At 32.7% G+C, this 16,762-nt stretch carries 13 protein-coding genes; 10 read left to right on the top strand and 3 right to left on the bottom strand.

Annotation, left to right across the window (positions count from 1 at the left end; translation table 11 throughout):
• Positions 1-289: 289 nt before the first annotated feature.
• The 3 genes from BUC09_RS11860 to gldJ all read right to left on the bottom strand — a co-directional run bounded on the left by BUC09_RS11860 (position 290) and on the right by gldJ (position 4,070).
• On the bottom strand, positions 290-928 hold the full coding sequence (locus tag BUC09_RS11860) for an endonuclease III domain-containing protein (RefSeq protein WP_073311807.1): 639 nt from the start codon (positions 926-928) through the stop codon (positions 290-292).
• 56 nt (positions 929-984) lie between these two features.
• The gene (locus BUC09_RS11855; protein ID WP_073311806.1) at positions 985-2,268 is read right to left on the bottom strand and encodes a UDP-N-acetylmuramoyl-tripeptide--D-alanyl-D-alanine ligase; all 1,284 of its coding nucleotides are present in this window, start codon (positions 2,266-2,268) and stop codon (positions 985-987) included.
• 65 nt (positions 2,269-2,333) lie between these two features.
• Positions 2,334-4,070, bottom strand: a complete 1,737-nt coding sequence (gene gldJ / locus BUC09_RS11850; protein ID WP_073311805.1) for a gliding motility lipoprotein GldJ — start codon at positions 4,068-4,070, stop codon at positions 2,334-2,336.
• Between the two features lie 206 nt (positions 4,071-4,276).
• On the opposite strand from gldJ, the gene porU reads away from it, so the two are divergent.
• The 10 genes from porU (at position 4,277) to BUC09_RS11800 (ending at position 16,729) form a co-directional block, all read left to right on the top strand.
• Positions 4,277-8,095, top strand: a complete 3,819-nt coding sequence (gene porU / locus BUC09_RS11845; RefSeq protein ID WP_073311804.1) for a type IX secretion system sortase PorU — start codon at positions 4,277-4,279, stop codon at positions 8,093-8,095.
• 40 nt (positions 8,096-8,135) lie between these two features.
• A complete protein-coding gene (gene porV / locus BUC09_RS11840) occupies positions 8,136-9,308 on the top strand; it encodes a type IX secretion system outer membrane channel protein PorV (protein ID WP_073311803.1) in 1,173 nt (390 codons plus the stop codon).
• Between the two features lie 72 nt (positions 9,309-9,380).
• Positions 9,381-9,863, top strand: coding sequence for a cytidine deaminase (gene cdd, locus BUC09_RS11835; RefSeq protein ID WP_073311802.1), 483 nt, complete (start codon positions 9,381-9,383; stop codon positions 9,861-9,863).
• Positions 9,864-9,991: 128 nt separating this feature from the next.
• Entirely contained in the window at positions 9,992-10,990 is a 999-nt protein-coding gene (gene pdhA, locus BUC09_RS11830) for a pyruvate dehydrogenase (acetyl-transferring) E1 component subunit alpha (protein WP_073311801.1), read from the top strand.
• A gap of 5 nt (positions 10,991-10,995) precedes the next feature.
• On the top strand, positions 10,996-12,609 hold the full coding sequence (locus BUC09_RS11825) for a pyruvate dehydrogenase complex dihydrolipoamide acetyltransferase (protein WP_073311800.1): 1,614 nt from the start codon (positions 10,996-10,998) through the stop codon (positions 12,607-12,609).
• A gap of 101 nt (positions 12,610-12,710) precedes the next feature.
• Positions 12,711-13,388, top strand: a complete 678-nt coding sequence (locus tag BUC09_RS11820) for an SDR family NAD(P)-dependent oxidoreductase (RefSeq protein WP_073311799.1) — start codon at positions 12,711-12,713, stop codon at positions 13,386-13,388.
• Positions 13,389-13,436: 48 nt separating this feature from the next.
• Positions 13,437-13,796, top strand: a complete 360-nt coding sequence (locus BUC09_RS11815; RefSeq protein ID WP_073311798.1) for a four helix bundle protein — start codon at positions 13,437-13,439, stop codon at positions 13,794-13,796.
• Between the two features lie 18 nt (positions 13,797-13,814).
• Positions 13,815-14,408 carry a SprT-like domain-containing protein gene (locus tag BUC09_RS11810; protein ID WP_073311797.1) on the top strand — a complete coding sequence of 198 codons (594 nt, stop codon included), beginning with the start codon at positions 13,815-13,817 and terminating at the stop codon, positions 14,406-14,408.
• Positions 14,409-14,457: 49 nt separating this feature from the next.
• Entirely contained in the window at positions 14,458-15,516 is a 1,059-nt protein-coding gene (locus BUC09_RS11805; protein WP_073311796.1) for a mannose-1-phosphate guanylyltransferase, read from the top strand.
• A 205-nt stretch (positions 15,517-15,721) separates the two neighbouring features.
• Positions 15,722-16,729: a sphingomyelin phosphodiesterase gene (locus BUC09_RS11800; RefSeq protein ID WP_073311795.1), complete on the top strand. Its 1,008-nt coding sequence runs from the start codon at positions 15,722-15,724 to the stop codon at positions 16,727-16,729.
• Positions 16,730-16,762: the final 33 nt, after the last annotated feature.

Here is a 16,762-nt window from a genome sequence, read left to right as displayed (position 1 = left end):
CCCGCCTGCGCAGATGGTACTGCAATCCTGTGGGAGAGTATGTCGCCGCCTTTCTTTTAAAAAACCCTATCAAATCTGATAGGGTTTTTTGTTTTTATGTTAATTTGTGTGAAATGATGTACTTCTTTGGTGTTTTGTTAAATGAGTTGGTAGCGTGAGGGATGGAAGTGGTATCCTTTTGCAAATTATATGCAAAAGATATAACGTACAGCCCGACCCTTAAGGGGCACGCCATAAAAAGGAAACTCGTAAAATACTGATTTTATCATTTTGAATATTGTAAAGGTTTTTAATTTTTAAGTGTATTGAAGTAATTACAATGAGCATTAATTGGACACTGGTTACATTTAGGGTTGGTAGGTCGGCAAATTTCGCGACCTAAAAAGGAAATTGCCATACCAATTTCACCCCAGATTTCTTCGGATAGAACTTGCATAAGTTGTTTTTCGACTTTGTTTCCATCTTTTGTTTCGTTGACTAATCCTATTCTTGGTGCGACTCTTATTACATGTAAATCTGCTATAATACCTTCTGCAGGTGATTTCATTTCACGCATGATAACATTTGCTGATTTTCTTCCTATGCCTTTAAGACTCGTTAATTCTTCCATTGTAAGTGGAATATTTTTATCTTCTTTTAGTGTTTGGGCAATTTCAATAATCCAACTAGCTTTAGTTCCAAAATTTCTTACTTTTGAAATATATGGAACCAATGCATCGATGCTTGATACTGACAGAGTTTCTAAATTTGGATACATTTCAAAAAGAGCTGGAGCAACCTTATTTATATTGGCATCTGAATCTTGTGCGGAAAGAATTACCATTATCATTAATTGATAAAGATTTTGATAATCTAATGGATGCTTTTTGTGTTTATATTTTAATAAGAGAGGTGCAAGTTTTTCTTCCCAAGTGTTGCTTGTGTTCATTATTAACTTATTTTAAATAAATTTAATAAAAAAATCCAGCATTAGCTGGATTCGTATTATAGTAAATCTAATGTTTTTTCTAGTGCCATTCCTCTTGATCCTTTAATCAGGATTGTTTTATTCTCAATTTTATCTTTCTTTAAATAGTTTTCAAAATCTGAAAAATTTTTCATGAAATGAATATGATTTGACTCAATTTTAGTGCTATAAAAGTCTTTGCCAATGAAATATGTTCTTATATGAGGCTGTTTTTCTAGTATTTCCACTATTTTTTTATGTTCTGCAATACTTTCTTTGCCAAGTTCAAACATATCACCTAAAATCGCTATTTTTTCTTTTGAATCTAGTTGAATAAAATTTGTTATTGCGGCCTGCATACTACTCGGATTTGCATTATAAGCATCCAATATTATTTTGTTTTTATTTTTTTCAATCAGTTGTGAGCGATTATTATTTGGTAGATAATTTTCAATTGCTTTTTTAATCTCAATATCTGTGATGTTAAAATATTTACCAATTGTAATTGCTGCATTTATATTATTAGCATTGTATATGCCAATCAAGTTAGAATTGATTTGTTCTTCGTTAAAATCAATTTTTACCATTGGATTAGCTTCAATTGATTTTATATTGATATCTCCAATGTTGTTTATTCCAAAAGTAAAAGAATTAATTTTAGTACTCTTTTCCACTTGTATTGGATCATCATTATTTACAAAAGCAATTTTATTGTTGTTTCTTAAATAATTATACAGTTCGCTTTTCCCCTTTATAACTCCTTCTACACCTCCAAAACCCTCTAAATGTGCTTTCCCAAAGTTTGTTATATAACCATAATCAGGTTGAGCAATTTCGCAAAGCATTTCAATTTCTTTTTGGTGATTTGCCCCCATTTCTACTATTCCAATATCTGTATCTTCATTGAAAGAAAGTAATGTTAATGGGACACCAATATGATTGTTAAGATTTCCTATGGTTGCTTTTGTGTTGTATTTTGTTGAAAGTACCGAATTAATTAACTCTTTAGTGGTTGTTTTTCCGTTACTGCCAGTTAATGCTATAATTGGTAATCCTAACTGATTTCTATGATAATTTGCTAATTCTTGTAAAGTTTTTAAACTATCCTTTACAAGAATCATTTTATTCTCATCAGTAAATACTTTTTTATCGTCTATAATAACAAATAAAGCGCCTTTCTTCAAGGCTTCTTCTGCAAATGTGTTAGCATCAAAATTTTCTCCTTTTAAAGCTATAAAAAGAGAATTAGCTTCAATTTTACGTGTATCAGTTGAGACTGAGTCACATTGTAAAAAACACTGGTAGATATCTTCTATTCTCATAATGCGAATGTAAGAAAAAAATAAAAGCCCCAAAAAGGGGCTTTTAATATATGTAAACAAAATTTTTAGTTTCTTGCTCTCTTCTTGAAGTCTGATTTAGGACCTACTCTAGACATCGCACATCTAAATCCGATGTAGTCTGAAGCAATTTCTTGTTGGCAGTATCTTCTTTGAGCTGGATCTAACCAGTAAGCTCTGTCTCTCCAAGAACCTCCTTTGTAAACTCTTACATCGTCTCCAATTAAAGTTGTTCTTTTACCAGTTTTGTCAAACTTACGGCTTAGTTTAGCAGTACTATCAATTTTTCCTGTACTATCTCTAACAACTTCTACTTTGTGTATAGGAGAATCATACATTCTCTTTTTCTCGCTGATTTTTTCACCTTCTTCAGAACTTCCAAAGTCAAAATAACGAGTTGATTGTTTGTCACCATCTCTATATCCTATATTGTCACTTGTTGAGAAGTTTTGTCTTAAATAAGTTTCGTTTTCATCAACAGGAACTTGAGCAATTTCTCCTGGTTTGTTTCTTGCAACAACTTTACCATTACTTAATGTATCGTATTTAATTGTTTCAGAAGTAACAAATACTAATTTTCCGTCTTTATCTATTTTATTTTTAGTATAAACGTTTCCACGGAAATAGTTGAAATCATTTGCTTCATCATCAACCATTGGTCTATAAACGTCTTGTACCCATTCTGCAACGTTACCAGCCATGTCATAAAGACCAAAGTCGTTAGGTTTGTAAGATTTTACAGGAGCTGTAATATCTGCACCGTCATCTGACCATCCAGCAATTCCTCCGTAATCACCTTTACCTTGTTTGAAGTTAGCCAATTGATCACCTCTTGTTTGTCTTTTACCAGATCTAGTGTATTGACCTTTCCAAGGGTATTTCTTTTGACCTCTATAAATATTGTATTCTCTTTGTCCTACGTCTGCAGCTGCTGCATACTCCCATTCAGCCTCAGTTGGTAGTCTATATTCTGGTAATAAAACACCAGAAGTTTTTTGAGCGTATACATTAGTTGGTCCATCTGCTCCAGCTGAAGCATCATCATCACCTTTAGATTTCTTAACTTTTTTGCCTCCGCGACCTGTTTTTTGTAAAATAATTTCCTCATTACCGCCAAATGAAGTAGAAGGAGAAACTAAATATGCTTCAGTATCAAAAGTATTGTTAGCGTCAACGTCAACAACCTTCGCTCCTTTTTTCATATAACCTTCTCTTTCAAGAATTGCTTCATTAACACGATTTGTTCTCCATTTAGCAAATTCAGTTGCTTGTAACCAGTTAACACCTACTACAGGATAATCTTTATAAGCTGGATGTCTTAAATAGTTATTAGTCATAGTTTCATTATAACCTAATCTATTTCTCCAAACTAAAGTATCTGGTAAAGCACCTTCATATATATGTTTGTAATTTTCATCTGCTGGAGGGAACACTCTCTTAACCCAGTCAAGATATTCCATATACATCATGTTTGTAACTTCAGTTTCATCCATGTAGAATGATTGAACGTGTTGTTGTGATGGAGTGTTATTCCAATCATGCATTGGGTCGTCTTGAACTTTACCCATTGTAAACGTACCACCTTCAACTAATACTAAACCAGGGGCAGTTTCTTGTTTAGTAAAGCTTGAATTGTACTGGAAACCTCCATTTGGATCATTAATTTTCCATCCAGTAGCTGCCGAAGTGTTTTTCGAGCTTGACTTTTTGCTACAGCTAGCAAAACCAAGCAATACTATCATTGAGAATAGTATTCTTACAGTCATAATTTTGTTTACTTTCATACTTTCAGTAGGTAATTATTTTGTGGCGCAATATAATAATTAACCATTAAACTGCAACACCTTTTTGATAAATATTTAAAAAAATCTTAAAATTTGATTTTTCCCCCAACTTTCTTAACGAATATTCTTTTTTATTATTGTGTTAAATAGCATATTTTTACAAGCTAAAATAAAATTTAGTTTTAGGCGTTATTACTCTAATATATATGAAAAAATACTTTTTAATAACAGCAATTTTTTTTTGTTTGTTTTCCTATGCGCAAGAGAGGAAAACTATATCTATTGATTGGGTGACTGATGGGGTTTATAAGCACAATCAAGCTTTTGAGTTTAGAATTCCAAATTTTAAATCTGAATTTTTTAATTTCTCAGATCAAAATAAAACGATTTTATTCTCACAAAAATTCAAGTCAGATAATGAAATTGATGAAAATAGTTTAGCAGTTTCAAATATTGTTTTTGAGAGTATTTCATCAGAATCGCTAGGTGAGCTTGATAAAAAACTAATCAAATCAAGTATATCTCCCATAATCTACAATAGTAAAGCAAGAGATGATAATTATGTTGTTTTTAGTTTTCAGCCAATAATTAAGCAAAATGGAATTTATAAAAGAGTTAAAAGTCTAGAGTATTCTTTTCAGTATTCAAGTAGCTCTAATTTTGCTTCAAAGAACATTGCTGCATTGTCAAGTTCTGTTTTTAAGACTGGTGAATGGAAACGTTTTTTTGTAGAAAAATCAGGAGTTTATAAAATAACGAAGTCTTTTTTGGCGAGCCTCGGTTTTAATGTAAATGTCGATCCTAGAACTATAAAGATTTATGGGAATGGTGGTAGGATGGTGCCGCTTTTAAATTCTGAACCCTATCCTATTGATATAGCAGAAAACGCTATACAGTTTATTGGGGAAGAAGATGGCTCTTTTAATGATGGCGATTATATACTCTTTTATGCAGAAGGAATTGATAATTGGAATAATGATAGTCAAACTCATGTGAATTTATACGGTGATAAATCTTATTATTATGTTACTTCATCATCTGGAAATGGAAAAAGAATACAAAGCATAAATGAACCTACTCAGGCGCCAAATGCAACTTACAATTCATATGATGAATATCAGTTTCATGAAGTTGACAAAGTTAATGTTGCTCGATTAGGAAGAACTTGGTATGGGGAGCAATTTAATTTTGAATCTCAGCAAACTTTTCAGTTTAATTTTCCGAATTTACAAATTTCTAATCCTATTTCTTTAAAAGTAAGGGCGGCAGGAGCATCTGCATCAAACACAAGCATGGATGTTTCTGTTAACGGTCAGCCTGCTGGAACAATTTTATTTGCTGCAATCAATCCTCAAGGTCCTGTGTACGGTTCGCCTAACTTGCTAACAGCTACAGTAACTACAAATTCTCAAAATATATCTGTAGGGTTGAAGTATAATAATAATGGAGTTCCAAGTAGTAATGCTTTTCTTGATTACATTTCGATAACAACAAAATCCGATCTTAAAGGTTTTGGTAAACAATTTCGTTTTAAAGTTGATGAAGTAGATTCGCAAGTTGGAGTTTGTGAATATCAAATAAATAATGCTTCAAGTGTTAGTCAGGTATGGGATATCACAGATATTTACAATGTTACCTCTAAAGTGAATTCTGGACAAGCTTTGTTTACTCTTAAATCAAATATGGGACAAGCTAAAAGGTACATTGCTTTGGATAATAATGACTTTTATGCACCAGGCAAGGAAGCAGATTCTTCTGTGTCAAATCAAGATTTAAAGGGTACTATTTTTTATGATAATCAAGGACAACTAAAGGATGTTGATTATGTTATTGTTACTCCTTCTTTTTTAGCTAGTCAAGCAGAAAGATTGGCAAATTTTCACAGAACTTATTCTTCTTTAAATGTTAAAGTCGTTACTCTTGATATGTTGTATAAAGAATTCTCTTCGGGGAAACAAGATATAGGGGCGATTAGAAATTTTGTAAAATATATTTATGATAATGATCCTTTTGTTCCGGGTGATCGAATAAAATATGTCTGTTTATTTGGAGACGCTTCCTTTGATTTTAAGGATAGGATAAAAAACAATACTAATATTGTTCCAATATTTCATTCTTTAGAGAGTTTTTCACTCGTTTCGTCTTTTGTCTCGGATGATTATTTTGGGTTAATGAATTCTAATGAAGGAAATATGTTAAGTAATCAAAGTCTTGATGTAGCTGTAGGGAGAATTTTAGCAAGTAATCTTTCACAAGCAGAACAAATGGTGACTAAAATTATTGACTATCATGACCTTAAATCATATGGAAGATGGAGAAATAATATCGTATTTATTTCTGATGATGTGGATAAAGTTAGTGATGCAACTTTAGAACATAACATGGATGATTTAGGTGACGCAATAGTTAGTCAGAAGAAGTTCATAAATCTAAAAAAAATACATATGGATGCTTATGTACAAGAGACTACATCAGGTGGGCAAAAGTATCCAAAAGCAAGAGAGGAAATGTTTAATGCGTTTGGTCAAGGTGCCTTAGTGTTTAATTATCTTGGACACGGAGGCGAAGATGGGCTCTCAGGAGAAAGAATTTTTGAGATATCAGATGCAAAAACTTTAGCTAATAAGTATAAATATCCTTTGTTTATTACTGTTACTTGTGAGTTTACTCGATTCGATAATCCTTTAAGGCCTACTGGAGGAAAGTTGGTGTATCAAAACCCTTCAGGGGGTTCTGTGGCAATGGTTACTACTACTAGACAAATTGGTCAGGGTACTGGCGAGACATTTAATACTTCCTTTGGAAATTATTTGTTTCCTGTTGGAGATGTTTATACTTCAATTGCCGAAGCTGTTAGACTTACTAAGGTGGCTTCCTCGAATATGGGTAATAATGTTATTTCTTATATAGGTGATCCAGCTTTGATGTTAGCTATTCCTAAACCAAAAGTTAGACTTACAAAAATAAATGATATTCCAGTAGTATCTTCAACTGAAAGCCTTCAGGCGTTAAGTTACGTCAAGTTGTCAGGAGAAGTGACGGATGAATTTAATAACATTTTGACTTCTTATAATGGAGATGTTGCAGTTCAAATTTTTGATAAAGATATAAATCGTACAACATTGGTTAATGATGGAATTGGTTCTCCAATGAATTTTGTGACCTTAGGGGAAACAATTTTTAGAGGTAATGCTTCGGTTGCAAATGGTTTGTTTGAATTTGGTTTTGTAGTGCCGCGAGATATAAAAATACCTGTTGGTAACGGGAAAGTAAGTTTTTACGCCAGACGTAGTTCGGTTTTACAAGATAAAACAGGATATGATACAGACATAAGAATAGGTGGCATAAACACAAATGCTGAAGTAGATATTACGGGGCCTCGTGTTAGAATCTATATGAATGATGAGTCTTTTGTTTCGGGAGGAATTACTGATCAATCACCTCTTTTCTTGGCTTTTCTTGAGGATGAGCACGGTATAAATACTGCTAGTGGTATTGGTCATGACATTATAGCATACCTTGATGGTGATGAGACTAAACCTTATATTCTTAATGATTATTATGAAACAGAACTTAATGATTATACTAAAGGTAAATTAAAATATCCTTTTAGAAATTTAACACCAGGATTACATACTTTAACATTTAAGGCATGGGATGTCTACAATAATTTAATAACTGCAGAGTTACAATTTATAGTTGTTGGTGATGAAACTTTAACAATAACAAATGTTTTGAACTATCCAAACCCTTTTGTGAATCATACAGAATTTTGGTTTACACATAATAAACCATCAGAACCGCTTGAGGTACAAGTTCAAGTCATGACTATAACAGGAAAAATAGTTTGGTCAAAAAACGAGGTAGTAACCACAGAAGGTTTTACTTCAAGAAATATAACTTGGGATGGGCGAGATGATTTTGGTGATAAAATTGGTAAAGGGGTTTATGTGTATAAATTAACAGTTAAGTCAACTTTAACTAATAAAAAAACTGAAAAGTTCGAGAAACTAGTAATACTTTAATAAAAGATATATATTTGTCAAATTATTTATAAAAGCTGAAATGAAAAAAATTGGTTTTCTAATTACCGGATTATTATTTGCCCTTAATATAAAAGCCCAAAACGAAAGACCTATTACTACCGGAGTACCGTTCTTGTTAATTGCTGCTGATGCACGTTCTGCAGGTATGGGAGATAATGGAGTTGCAACATCTCCAGATGCGTTTTCTCAACAATTTAATCCTGCAAAATATGCGTTTTCATTAAAAAAACAAGGATTTACAGCGAGTTATACTCCGTATTTGACTGATTTAGTAAATGATATTTCATTAGGTCAAATCAATTATTTTAATAGATATAATGAAAGAAGTGCTTTTGCTGCTAGTTTGCGTTATTTTAGTTTAGGTGAAATTGAGCTAACAGATAGAGAAAGTAATTCGTTAGGAAATGTAAAACCAAATGAATTAGCTTTTGATTTGTCTTATGCACTTCAGTTAAGTGATAGATTTTCTATGGCTGTAGCAGGTAGATATATTCGATCAAACCTTAGATTTGCTACTACAAATACTGATGCTTCATCAGCAAATACTTTTGCAGTTGATGTGGCTGGGTTTTATCAATCTGAAGAAATTGCATTCAATGATTTTAATGGAAGATATCGTTTAGGTTTTAATATTCAAAACTTAGGTCCTAAGATTTCATACGAAGGTGATATTGAAAGAAGTTCTAACTTTTTGCCAGCAAATTTAAGATTAGGAGGAGGATTTGATTTTATATTTGATGAATATAATAAAGTAGCAGCTAATTTAGAATTTACTAAATTATTAGTTCCAACGCCAAAAGTCGTAACAGATAAAGATGGTAATGGAATAGTTGATGGTAGTGAGTATCAAGCTGCTGCAGATGAATATAATAATATAAGCTGGGCTTCTGGAGTTTTTAAATCTTTTGGAGATGCTCCAGATGGTTTTAAAGAAGAAGTAAAAGAGATTACTTATTCGGCAGGATTAGAGTATTGGTATCAAGATTCATTTGCTTTAAGAGCAGGTTATTTTAATGAAAGTAAAGACAAAGGAGCTAGAAAGTTTGCAACAATAGGGGCTGGTTTTAGATATACTGCTATAACATTAGATGTTTCTTATTTGTTTTCAGCATCAAAAGTCAAAAATCCTCTAGAAAATACTTTACGTTTTTCATTAACGTTTAATTTTGGCGATGACTATGATCAATATTAGAAAAAGAAAATAATTAATAAATAATCCAAATTTCATTTTTTTGAAGTTTGGATTTTTTTTCCCTTATAAAGTATGAAAGAAATTAAAATTGACACAAAAATCTTAGTCTTTAATTCGGTTCAAGAACTTTTTAAAGAAGATCAAGATTTAATGATGAGAGCGGTCGAAGTAAGGAAAAATGCTTATGCGCCCTATTCTAAGTTTAAAGTGGGTGCTGCATTGTTGCTGGACAATGGAGAGATTGTGGTTGGGTCAAATCAAGAAAATGCTGCTTATCCTTCGGGATTGTGTGCTGAGCGTGTTGCAATTTTTCACGCAGGAGCGATTTTTCCTAATGCTAAAATTATTAAGATGGCAATTACTGCTGGAGCAACCGAAAATGTAACCACTAAGCCTATTCCACCATGTGGTGCTTGTCGTCAATCTATATTTGAATATGAATTTAGACAAGACCTTCCTATAGAGATATTTTTCATGGGAGAAACTGGTGAAGTGTATAAATCAGATTCAATTCAAAATCTATTACCATTAACATTTGATAAAAACTATTTATAATTATCAAAAATTATGCTGTAAATTTTATCAATTATTAGGAATGTCTTACTTTTGCTCTTCGCAAATTTGTGTGAGGTCAATTTTTTGCGATTTATAAAATAATTACACACAATACTTTACAAAATCACATGAAAGAAGTAACAAAAGAAGTTTTATTAAAGTGGTACGAAGACATGCTTTTCTGGAGAAAATTCGAAGACAAGCTTGCAGCACTTTATATTCAACAAAAGGTTAGAGGTTTTTTACATTTATATAATGGGCAGGAAGCTGTTTTAGCTGGTGCATTGCATGCGATGGACTTGTCTAAAGACAAAATGATTACAGCTTATCGTAATCACGTGCAGCCTATTGGTATGGGAACAGATCCAAAACGTGTAATGGCAGAGTTGCTTGGAAAAGTAACAGGAACGTCTAAAGGTATGGGTGGTTCTATGCATATTTTTGACAAAGAGCATGGTTTTTATGGAGGTCACGGTATTGTGGGAGCTCAAATTCCAGTAGGAGCAGGTATTGCTTTTGCAGACAAATACTTTGGAAGAGACGGTGTTACTTTAACTTATTTTGGTGACGGTGCTGCTCGTCAAGGTTCATTACATGAAGCTTTTAACATGGCAATGAATTGGAAGTTGCCAGTTGTATTTATTGTTGAAAATAATGGTTATGCGATGGGAACTTCAGTAGAGAGAACAGCTAACCATACAGATATCTGGAAATTAGGTTTAGGGTATGAAATGCCATGTGGACCTGTAGACGGTATGAATCCTATTAAAGTTGCTGAAGCTATGCATGAAGCAATTGATAGAGCTCGTCGTGGTGATGGACCTACTTTCCTTGAAATGAAAACGTATCGTTACAGAGGACATTCAATGTCTGATGCGCAATTATATAGAACTAAAGAAGAAGTGGAAGAGTATAAAAAAATCGACCCAATTACTCAGGTTCTAGATATGATTAAAGAAAATAAGTATGCTACTGATGCTGAAGTTGAAACTATCGATCAAAGAGTTACAGATTTAGTTGCAGAATGTGAAAAATTCGCAGATGAATCTCCTTTCCCTACAGTAGAACAATTATACGATGTAGTATACGAACAAGAAAACTATCCATTTATTCCTCATAAATTATAATCAGTATGGCAACAGTAATTACAATGCCGCGTTTGAGCGATACTATGACGGAAGGAACCGTGGCAACATGGCTTAAAAAAGTGGGTGACAAAATTAAAGAAGGAGATATCCTTGCAGAGATTGAAACTGATAAAGCTACTATGGAGTTTGAGTCTTTCAATGCAGGTACTTTACTTCATATTGGGATTGAAGCAGGTCAATCAGCGCCTGTAGATTCTTTATTAGCAATCATTGGTAATGAAGGAGAAGATATTTCTTCTTTGTTGGCAGGAGGTTCATCTCCTAAAGCTGAAACTACTTCGCCAGTGGCTGAAGAAAAACCAGCTGTAGTAACTACACCAACTGCAGATTTGCCTGCAGGAGTAAAAGTGGTTACAATGCCTCGTTTAAGTGATACTATGACTACAGGTACTGTGGCTACATGGTTAAAAAAAGTAGGTGACGTTGTTAAAGAAGGAGACATTCTTGCTGAAATAGAGACAGATAAAGCAACTATGGAATTCGAATCATTCAATGCAGGTACTTTATTGTACATTGGTATTGAAGAAGGTGGTTCGGCTCCAGTTGATAGTATATTAGCAATTTTAGGTCCTGCAGGAACAGATGTTTCAGGCGTTGTGGCTAATTTTAAAGTTGGAAGTGCTGTTGAAGCACCTAAAACAGAAGAAGTAAAAGCTGAAGTTTCTACTCCAGCAGCAACAACTCCTGTTGCAAATGCATCAGGTAGAATTTTTGCTTCTCCTTTAGCTAAAAAAATTGCGCAAGAAAAAGGAATAAACCTTTCTCAAGTTGCTGGTTCAGGTGAAAATGGAAGAATTACTAAAGCAGATGTTGAGAACTTTGTGCCAGGAACAGCTTCTGTAAGTGAAGTTGCTCAAGCTGTAACTCAAGCGACTGCTGCAGTAGCTGCGGTGAAACCATTTGTTCCGGCTGGAGAAGTATTCCAAGAAGAAATCAAAAATTCGCAAATGCGTAAAGTTATTGCTAAGCGTTTGTCGGAATCTAAATTCACAGCACCGCATTACTATTTAACTATTGAGTTAGATATGGACAATGCAATTGCTTCACGCAATATGATTAATGGTTTGCCAGAAACTAAAGTTTCTTTTAATGACATGGTGATCAAAGCATCAGCGATGGCATTGAAAAAACATCCTCAGGTAAATTCTCAATGGAAAGATGAAGCTACTATCATTAATCATCATGTAAATATTGGTGTTGCAGTAGCTGTTGAAGACGGATTAGTAGTTCCTGTTTTGAAATTTACTGACCAAATGAGTTTAACTCAAATTGGAGCTTCAGTAAAAGATATGGCTGGACGAGCAAAATCTAAAAAAATACAACCAGCAGAGATGGAAGGAAGTACATTCACAATTTCTAATTTAGGAATGTTTGGAATCCAATCATTTACATCTATCATTAATCAACCAAATTCAGCTATTTTATCTGTTGGAGCTATTGTAGAAAAACCAGTAGTTAAAAATGGTCAAATAGTTGTAGGTAATACAATGACAGTAACTTTGGCATGTGATCATAGAACTGTTGACGGTGCTACTGGAGCACAATTCCTTCAAACGTTCAAAGCGTTTATGGAGAATCCCGTGACTATGTTAGCCTAGACTTCGACAGGTTCAGCCTGACAATATAGAAAAGTCCCGATTTTTATACTGAGCTTGTCGAAGTATAGTCGGGATTTTTTATTTTTACAAAAAACAATATTTTGAAGAATATAATTATTACAGGAACTTCTAGAGGAATTGGTTACGAGTTAGCATTGCAGTTTGCAAATGCAGGTCATCAAGTATTAGCGATTTCTAGAAAAACACCTCAAGAATTAATCGATAATAAAAATATCACGTGTCTATCAATTGATTTGTCTGTAGAAGAAGATTTACAACAAGTTGAAAAATTCATTGAAACTACATGGAAAAAAGTAGATATAATTATTCATAATGCAGGAAGCTTGCTTCATAAACCTTTTGAATTTATTTCTACGAAAGAATTTGAAGATATTTATAAAGTGAATGTTTTTGGAGTTGCAGCTCTAACTCGCATTTGTATTCCGCATCTGCATAATGGAAGTCATGTAGTAACTATAAGTTCGATGGGTGGAATTCAAGGCAGCATGAAATTTGCAGGACTAGCAGCTTATAGTTCGAGTAAAGGTGCAGTAATTACTTTATCAGAATTATTGGCAGAAGAATATAAGGAGAGAGGGATTGCTTTTAATGTTTTGGCTCTTGGTGCTGTGAATACCGAAATGCTACAAGAAGCTTTTCCGGGTTATCAAGCGCCTATTTCGGCTAAGGAAATGGCCGATTATATTTTTAATTTTGCTTTGACAGGAAATAAATACTACAACGGAAAAGTACTTCAGGTTTCTTCAACGACACCTTAGTTAATTATGAATTATGAATGTTTAATTATGAATGAATAATTAAAAAAAATGAGTAATATAGTTAAAGATAAAAGTTTTTTATTAGCGATTAAAGGAGTGAAAATCTATAAAAAAATCACTGAATCTAAACATGAATATATTTTGTCTAAGCAATTTGTTCGTTCTATTACATCTGTTGGTGCAAATATACGTGAAGCAGTAAATGGTCAAACAAAGCCTGATTTTATATATAAACTATCCATTGCTCAGAAGGAATGTGATGAATCAATGTATTGGTTAGAGCTTTTACAAGCTACAGATTATATTTCAAAAGATGAATTTTTAGAAATTTATAATGATTGTGAGGAAGTTTTGAAAATCACTAAAAGTATTATCATTACTTCAAAAAACAATATTAAAAATTCATAATTATGAATTCATAATTAAATGGACGTTTTATACAAATATATTCCTGAACACGCTGTTCCCTTGTGCTTTGAATTAATCAAAGCGAATCGTGTGCATCTTAAAATTGTGAATGAAAGAATCACAAGGCATGGTGATTATCGCAGAGATACCGATGGTTCTCATATTATTACGGTAAATTTTTCCCAAAATCAATATCGTTTTTTGATTACATTAATTCATGAAATTGCACACTTGGTTGCCTTTGAAAAGTACGGGAGAAGAATTAAACCTCATGGAGATGAGTGGAAAATGACTTTTCAGCGGTTGATGGTGCCTTTTATTAGACCCGAAATTTTCCCTAGTAATTTGTTACCTCTTGTAGCTAGGCATTTTAGAAATCCAAAAGCAAGCAGCGATACAGATACAACTTTGGCTTTGGCACTAAAACAATTTGATCCAGTAAATGATAAGAATTATGTTTTTGAAATTCCTTATGGAAGCACATTTAGAATTCACAATGGGAAAATTTTCAAGAAAGTAGCCCTGCGAACTAAACGCATAGAATGTTTGGAACTTGCTACAGGAAAAGTATATTTGTTTAATCCAAATGCAGAGGTTGAGCTGTTGAGTTAATATTTATCTTTGTAACTTTGCAAGCTTGTTACTTTGTAACTCAAATATTATGAATAAAAATTATTATGCAATATTAATGGCCGGTGGAGTTGGTTCTCGTTTCTGGCCAGTGAGTACTACAGAATTTCCTAAACAGTTCCATGATATGTTGGGATCTGGGGAAACACTTATTCAAAAAACATTTTCTAGATTATCTAAGCTTATTCCAGTTGAAAATATTTTAATATTAACGAACGAGAAATACAATAACTTGGTTCTTGAGCAATTACCTCAGGTAAAACAAGAACAAGTTTTATTAGAGCCAGCAATGCGTAATACTGCTCCGTGTATTTTATACGCTTCGTTAAAAATTAAAAAACAAAATCCAGATGCTGTAATGGTGGTGGCGCCTAGTGATCATTGGATTGAAGATGAGAATGCTTTTACAAAAGATTTACAGCAATGTTTTGATTTTTGCCAAAGTGAAAACGCTTTGATGACATTGGGTATTCAACCCACTTTTCCTAATACAGGATTTGGATATATAGAATATGATAAAACAGATGCTAACGCAGTTAAAAAAGTAAAGCAGTTTAGGGAAAAACCTGATTATGAAACTGCAAAATCTTTTTTGGAGAGTGGTAACTTTCTTTGGAATGGAGGAATCTTTATTTGGAGTGTAAAATCAATTGTTGAGGCTTTTGAAAAATTTCAACCTCAAATGAACTCTTTGTTCTTAAACGGATGGAATGATTTCAATACAAGTTCTGAAAAACAATTTATTGAAGATAATTATTCATCTGCAGAAAATATTTCTATTGATTATGCTGTGATGGAAAACGCAAGCAATGTATATGTTCTTCCAGCAACTTTCGACTGGAACGATTTAGGAACTTGGGGTTCTTTACATGAAAAGTTAGATAAGGATCATAATAATAATGCAGTGGTTAATGCTAAAGTAGTTCTTGAAAATGCTTCTAATAACATTGTACGTTCAGATGCTGATAAACTAATTATTATTGACGGGTTACATGATTATATTATTGTGGATAGAGAAGGAGTGCTTCTAATTTATCCGAAAAGTAAGGAGCAAGATATAAAAGCTGTAGTAGCCAAATTAAATAATTAAAAGTTAGTTTATAAATAATATATCCTTAAAGCAACCAAAATCGGGTTGCTTTTTTTATAGAAATCATTTTTCAATTTAATATTTACATTTATTTGTGCTTAAATTAAATTAAGATTCAAACCTTAATATTACTTAGTCTTTTTCTTAATTTTTATCTAAACTTTTGGTAATCAAGCTAAGTTAGTTTTGCCATAAAAATTAAAAAATGAAAAAGTTATTTGCCTTATTTATCTTTATTACACTATACTCATGTAGTGAAGATTCTTTCTTTTCTTCTTCGGAAAATTTAAGTTCAAAAACAAATCGATTATCTGGCACTACAGAAACATTATCGGTTATGAGCTACAATGTTTATCAAATGCCTTCTATTGCTCCACAGTATAAAAGCAAAGAACGAGCTGCTGAATTGTATAAATACATCATTAATTTAGGGGTTAATTCTCCAGACGTGCTGGTAATTGAAGAAGGATTTAATGCTAGATTTGGAGACGAGTTTTTGGCAAAAATCAAAACACTATATCCTTATGCAACACCTTTGTTAGGTTTATATTGTTCTTCAGGCGGAGGCACTAATTTATATCCTAACAATTGGGATGGTTATTTTGGGAGTTGTGGCAATACTATCTTTCATGTGAATGGTGGTACAATTATTTTGAGTAAATACCCTATAGAGAAAAAGTATCAATTGGTTTTTCAAAATAAAATCAATTCAATAGAAGGAATGTCAAATAGAGGAGTAGCGTATGCAGTTGTAGTAAAGAATAATAAAAGGTATCATATATTTGGAACTCATACAGCATCAGAACAACCTGGATATCCTGGAAGGACAACCCGAGAAAAGCAATTTACAGAAATGCGTAACTTTAAAAATTATTTCAATATACCAGTTACAGAACCTGTTATTTATGCGGGAGATATGAATGTAGAATATACCTTAACTTCAGAATATCAAAATATGTTATCAATATTGTTTGGAGGTATTAATTATAGCTTTAATCCGATTATGCAAAGAGGAACATATTCGAACCAAAATACAGTCGTTCAATATCAAGGTTACAACAATTATAATGATACGTTAGATTATATTTTTTATAGTAAGGAACATAAACTACCAGCTTTTGAACCAGTAATGCAGCAGTTTTTAGCTAAGTACTGGGGAGGCGATGTGTCGGATCACGATCCAGTTTACATTCAGTATACCTTTAATTATTAGCATTGTGCAAAAATAAACACCCCAAAGAATTTA

Origin of the sequence: Flavobacterium terrae (assembly GCF_900142035.1) — a bacterium.
Taxonomy (GTDB): domain Bacteria; phylum Bacteroidota; class Bacteroidia; order Flavobacteriales; family Flavobacteriaceae; genus Flavobacterium; species Flavobacterium terrae.
This window is presented reverse-complemented; position numbering and strand designations above follow the sequence as displayed.

Coding starts and splice junctions, on each gene's coding strand:
- BUC09_RS11810 (WP_073311797.1), top strand. CDS start 13,815: ATGGACGTTTTATACAAATATATTCCTGAACACGCTGTTCCCTTGTGC.
- BUC09_RS11825 (WP_073311800.1), top strand. CDS start 10,996: ATGGCAACAGTAATTACAATGCCGCGTTTGAGCGATACTATGACGGAA.
- porU (WP_073311804.1), top strand. CDS start 4,277: ATGAAAAAATACTTTTTAATAACAGCAATTTTTTTTTGTTTGTTTTCC.
- BUC09_RS11815 (WP_073311798.1), top strand. CDS start 13,437: ATGAGTAATATAGTTAAAGATAAAAGTTTTTTATTAGCGATTAAAGGA.
- BUC09_RS11855 (WP_073311806.1), bottom strand. CDS start 2,268: ATGAGAATAGAAGATATCTACCAGTGTTTTTTACAATGTGACTCAGTC.
- gldJ (WP_073311805.1), bottom strand. CDS start 4,070: ATGAAAGTAAACAAAATTATGACTGTAAGAATACTATTCTCAATGATA.
- cdd (WP_073311802.1), top strand. CDS start 9,381: ATGAAAGAAATTAAAATTGACACAAAAATCTTAGTCTTTAATTCGGTT.
- pdhA (WP_073311801.1), top strand. CDS start 9,992: ATGAAAGAAGTAACAAAAGAAGTTTTATTAAAGTGGTACGAAGACATG.
- porV (WP_073311803.1), top strand. CDS start 8,136: ATGAAAAAAATTGGTTTTCTAATTACCGGATTATTATTTGCCCTTAAT.
- BUC09_RS11860 (WP_073311807.1), bottom strand. CDS start 928: ATGAACACAAGCAACACTTGGGAAGAAAAACTTGCACCTCTCTTATTA.
- BUC09_RS11800 (WP_073311795.1), top strand. CDS start 15,722: ATGAAAAAGTTATTTGCCTTATTTATCTTTATTACACTATACTCATGT.
- BUC09_RS11805 (WP_073311796.1), top strand. CDS start 14,458: ATGAATAAAAATTATTATGCAATATTAATGGCCGGTGGAGTTGGTTCT.